The sequence below is a fragment of the Pseudomonas sp. KCJK8993 genome (assembly GCF_046230915.1).
Classification (GTDB): Bacteria; Pseudomonadota; Gammaproteobacteria; order Pseudomonadales; family Pseudomonadaceae; genus Aquipseudomonas; species Aquipseudomonas piscis.
On the sequence record NZ_JBJJLO010000197.1, the window covers coordinates 1 to 5,260 of the forward strand.

A 5,260-nucleotide genomic window follows, 5' to 3' on the forward strand; every position below is an offset into this window, starting at 1 on the left:
CACACTTATTGAGTGCCGCCACGGATCGTCACGCCGGAGGGTGGAAGTGTCAGTTCTCCGGCCATCGTCCGGCGCCCGATCCAGGGGTCGCTGGCCGATGAGCACAATAACCAGAACAACAGTGGAGCGGCCATGCAACAGATCAGATCCCAGGTGACCGAGCGCGCCGGCTTGTACGAGCTGGACGCCGGCAGCGACGTACTCGACAGCCCCCGTTACAACCACGACATCGCCCCGACCAAGGTCCAGGACCGCACCTGGAACAAGTGGCACATCACCGCGCTGTGGATCGGCATGTCGATCTGCGTGCCGACCTACACCCTGGGCGGGGTGCTCACCGCCTACTTCGGCCTGAGCGTCGGCGAGGCGCTGCTGGCGATCCTCTTGGCCAACATCGTGGTGTTGCTGCCGCTGACCCTCAATGCCTTCGCCGGCACCCAGTACGGCATTCCGTTCCCGGTGCTGCTGCGCTCGTCGTTCGGCATCATCGGCTCCAACGTGCCGTGCCTGATTCGCGCCCTGGTGGCCTGCGGCTGGTTCGGCATCCAGACCCTGTTCGGCGGCCTGGCCATCCACCTGTTCCTCGGCTCGATCTTTGCGGATTGGAAGGCCCTGGGCGGCACTGGCGAGGTGATCGGCTTCATGCTGTTCTGGACCCTCAACCTGTGGGTGGTGCTGCGCGGCGCGGAATCGATCAAGTGGCTGGAGACCTTGTCGGCGCCGCTGTTGGTGGCGGTGGGCCTCGGGCTGCTGGTGTGGGCCTTGCCCAGCGTGTCGCTCGGTGAGTTGCTGGCGATCCCGCCCAAGCGTCCCGAAGGCGCCAGCGTCACCGGCTATTTCATGGCCGGGCTGACGGCCATGGTCGGTTTCTGGGCCACCTTGTCGCTGAACATCCCGGACTTCAGCCGCTACGCCAAGAGCCAGAAGGACCAAGTGCTGGGGCAGATCTTCGGCCTGCCGCTGACCATGTTCCTGTTCGCCGCCCTGGGCGTGGTGATGACCGCGGCCTCGGCCAAGCTGGTGGGGGTCACGGTCTCCGACCCGGTAAGCCTGATCGGGCATATCCAGAGCCCGGGCTGGGTGGCCGTGGCCATGGCGCTGATCATCATCGCCACGCTGTCGACCAACACCGCGGCCAACATCGTTTCGCCCACCAACGACTTCCAGAACATCGCCCCCAAGCTGATCGGCCGCACCACGGCGGTGATCCTCACCGGCCTGGTGGGGCTGGCGCTGATGGGCCACGAACTGCTCAAGAAGCTCGGCCTGCTGGTGTCCGACGTGAGCCTGGAAACCGTGTACTCCAACTGGCTGCTGGGCTACTCCAGCCTCCTGGGGCCGATCGCCGGGATCATGGTGGTGGACTACTTCGTCATCCGCCGGCAACGCCTGGACTTGGCCGGGTTGTACCGCGATGACGTGTACCCGGCGTGGAACTGGCACGGCTTCATCGCCTTCGCCATCCCGGTGGCGCTGACCCTGATGTCGCTGGGCAGCAGTGCCTTCAACTGGTTCTACAGCTACGGCTGGTTCACCGGTTCGGCCCTGGGCGGGCTGATCTACTACGGCCTGTGCAACCTGCGCAGCCCGCAGGGCGTGAGCGCCAAGACGCCGGTGTGATGCATTGAGAGCATCGCGGGCAAGTCGCATCGCCGCGCGCTCGCTCCTACAGATTGCACATACCTGTAGGAGCGAGGCTTGCCCGCGATGGGATCTATCTACCACCGGCGCATTTCCGACGAGCCCAACCTCGTCCACCACAACCCGAAAAGCCTGAGGAGATCACCATGAACGCTGCCGTCGACGTTCTGCAATCCAGCCATCAGCACATCAACCGCGACCGCCTGTGGCAGTCGCTCATGGAGCTCGCCCGGCTCGGCGCCACGGTCAAGGGCGGGGTCTGCCGCCTGGCCCTGACCGACCTCGACCGCCAGGCCCGCGACCTGTTCGTCACCTGGTGCGAGGAGGCCGGGTGCACGGTCAGCGTGGACGGCATCGGCAACATCTTCGCCCGCCGTCCCGGGCGCAATCCGCAGTTGCCACCGGTGATGACCGGCAGCCATATCGACACCCAGCCCACCGGGGGCAAGTTCGATGGTTGCTTTGGCGTGCTGGCCGGGCTGGAGGTGTTGCGCACCCTCAACGACCTCGAGCTGGAAACCGAAGCGCCCCTGGAAGTGGTGGTGTGGACCAACGAGGAAGGCTCGCGCTTCCCGCCGTGCATGATGGGCTCCGGGGTGTTCGCCGAGAAGTTCACCCTGCAGGACACCCTGGCCAGGACCGATGCCGAGGGCATCAGCGTCGGCGCGGCGCTGGACGCCATCGGTTATGCCGGCAGCCGGCCGGTGAGCGGGCATCCGGTGGGGGCCTATTTCGAGGCGCACATCGAGCAGGGGCCGATTCTCGAAGACGAGCGCAAGACCATCGGCGTGGTGCTCGGCGCCCTCGGGCAGAAGTGGTTCGACCTCAAGCTGCGCGGGGTCGAGGCCCATGCCGGCCCGACCCCGATGCACCTGCGCAAGGACGCCCTGGTCGGTGCCGCGCAGGTGGTGGCGGCGGTCAACCGCGCGGCCCTCGGCCATCAGCCCCACGCCTGCGGCACCGTCGGTTGCCTGCAGGCCTACCCGGGCTCGCGCAACGTGATTCCCGGCGAGGTGCGCATGACCCTGGACTTCCGGCACTTGGAGCCCGCGCGCCTGGACTCGATGATCGCCGAGGTGCGCCAGGTGATCGAGCACACGTGCGAGGAACATGGCCTGAGTTTCGAGCTGACCCCGACGGCGGACTTCCCGCCGCTGTACTTCCACAAGGAGTGCGTCGAGGCCGTGCGCGACGCCGCCGAGGGCCTGGGCCTGTCGCATATGGACATCGTCAGTGGCGCCGGGCACGACGCGATCTTCGTCGCCGAACTGGGCCCGGCGGGGATGATCTTCGTGCCCTGCGAAGGCGGCATCAGCCACAACGAAATCGAGAACGCCGACCCCGACGACCTGGCCGCCGGCTGCGCGGTGCTGCTACGCGCCATGCTCGCCGCCTCCCAGGCCGTCAGTCTGAAATCCTGACTGCCGTTCCCGGCCTGCGAGGACTGCGTCCTCGTGCGCAGCTTCGCAGGCTCAGCAGCGGCTACAGGTTTGCATGGGTGACGAACGTTTGGCTGACACTAAGCTAATTCCTAAAAATTATTTATTTTAGATTTATTAGATCGATTAGCTTTTAGTGACTTTCCTCTCCCAGAAGGTCCGCCCCCATGCGCCAGCCCCTTATTTCGCCTCGTCGCTTGTCGCTCTCCGTCCTTGCCGTGCTGGCGCTGGGCATGGCCTGCAACGCCCTGGCCGACACCAGTCTGCGCATCGGCTACCAGAAATCCTCCACCCTGCTGGCGGTGCTCAAGGCCCAGGGCACCCTGGAAAAACAACTGGCGGGGCAGGGGGTGAACATCACCTGGCATGAGTTCACCAGCGGCCTGCCCCTGGCCGAATCGCTGAACGTGGGCAATGTCGATATCAGCGCCGATGTCGCCGACACCGTGCCGGTGTTCGCCCAGGCCGCCGGCGCCCGGTTGACCTACTTCGCCACCGAGACCCCATCGCCCGCGGCCCAGTCCATCGTCATCGGCAAGGATTCGCCGCTCAAGTCCCTGGCCGATCTCAAGGGCAAGCGCATCGCCGTGACCAAGGCCGCCGGCAGCCATTACCTGCTGATCGCCGCATTGCGCGAGGCGGGCTTGAGCTTCGCCGATATCCAGCCGGTGTACCTGACCCCCGCCGATGGCCGCGCCGCCCTGGAAACCGCCAAGGTCGATGCCTGGGTCACCTGGGAACCCTTCGTCGCCAGCGCCCAGCGCCAGCAAGGCGCACGGGTGCTGCACGACGGCCAGGGGCTGGCCAGCTACCGCCGCTACTACCTGGCGTCCAGTGACTATGCCAAGGCCCATCCCGAAGTCCTGCGGCAGGTGTTCAGCGAGTTGCAGAAGACCGGCACCTGGGTCAAGGCGCACCCGCAACAGGCGGCGCAGTTGCTCGGGCCGCTGTGGGGCAACCTCGACGTGCCCACGGTGGAGCTGGCCAACAGCCGCCGCACCTATCAGGTGGAAGCGGTCAAGCCCGACGCCCTGGGCGAGCAGCAGAAGATCGCCGATGCCTTCTACCAGGAAAAGCTCCTGCCCAAGCCGGTGGATGCCCGGGCGGTGCAATTGTGGAGTCCCACATCCTTGTAGTGGGGCGTTAGGCCGCTTTCGCCGACAGGCCGGCGCCTACAGCCAAGCAGGTCCCTCCCTTTTTCTTTGTCACCGCCGGCCACGCCATCCCGCGCCCGGCGCCAGGAGTTCCCGTGTCTGCCGTTCAACCCCAAGAGGCCTTTGCCGTCCCGGCCTCGTCCACCCTCCTTGCGGACAACGCCGAAGTGGTGCTGGAGCTGCGCAACCTGACCAAGACCTACGCCAGCCGCCGCGACCGAAGCAGCGCGCCGGCGGTGCAGCAGGTCAGCCTCAGCGTGCGGCGTGGCGAGCTGCTGTGCCTGATGGGCACCTCCGGCAGCGGCAAGTCGACGCTGTTGCGCCATATCAATCGCCTGATCGAACCCGGCAGCGGCGAGGTGCTGATCGACGGCACCGCCATCGGCCAACTGGTGCCCCGGGACCTGCGCACCCTGCGCTCGCGGCGCATCGGCATGGTGTTCCAGCACTTTGGCCTGCTGCCCCATCGCAACGTGCGCGACAACGTCGCCTTGCCCCTGGAACTGCGCGGCGAACCCGAGGCGCTGCGCCACGCCGCGGCCGATGTGCAACTGCACGTCATGGGCCTGGCGGGCTGGGGCGACCACTACCCCCATGAACTGTCCGGCGGCATGCAGCAGCGGGTCGGCCTGGCCCGGGCGCTGGTCAGCGAACCGGACATCCTGCTGATGGACGAGCCCTTCAGCGCGCTGGACCCGACCATCCGCCGCGAGTTGCAGGGGCACTTCCTGGGCCTGGTGCGCGAGCGTGGCATCACCACCTTGCTGGTGACCCACGACCCCGCCGAGGCCCTGCGCCTGGCCGACCGCATCGCGGTGCTGCGCCAGGGCCGGCTGATCCAGTTGGGCACGCCCGATGAGTTGCTCGAACACCCGGCGGATGCCGAGGTGGCGGACTTCTTCCAGGAGCATGGCGCGCGCAGCGATACCGTGGCGGCAACGCCGCTGGCGGCGCGGCAAGCCACGCTCGCGCCGGCGCCGGTGCGTCCGGGCTTTGCCTTCTGGCAGGCGTTGCTGCTGGGGCCGG

Annotated in this window: 4 protein-coding genes; all 4 read left to right on the forward strand. The window is 67.0% G+C overall.

The window, feature by feature from the left end:
• Positions 1-132 precede the first annotated feature (132 nt).
• Entirely contained in the window at positions 133-1,620 is a 1,488-nt protein-coding gene (locus tag ACK6AU_RS31225; RefSeq protein ID WP_185701523.1) for an NCS1 family nucleobase:cation symporter-1, read from the forward strand.
• A gap of 167 nt (positions 1,621-1,787) precedes the next feature.
• Positions 1,788-3,062, forward strand: coding sequence for a Zn-dependent hydrolase (locus ACK6AU_RS31230; protein ID WP_409303563.1), 1,275 nt, complete (start codon positions 1,788-1,790; stop codon positions 3,060-3,062).
• Between the two features lie 185 nt (positions 3,063-3,247).
• Positions 3,248-4,216, forward strand: a complete 969-nt coding sequence (locus tag ACK6AU_RS31235; protein WP_409303565.1) for an aliphatic sulfonate ABC transporter substrate-binding protein — start codon at positions 3,248-3,250, stop codon at positions 4,214-4,216.
• Between the two features lie 113 nt (positions 4,217-4,329).
• Positions 4,330-5,260, forward strand: a 931-nt coding sequence (locus ACK6AU_RS31240) for an ATP-binding cassette domain-containing protein (RefSeq protein WP_409303567.1), incomplete at its 3' end; no start/stop codon positions are given.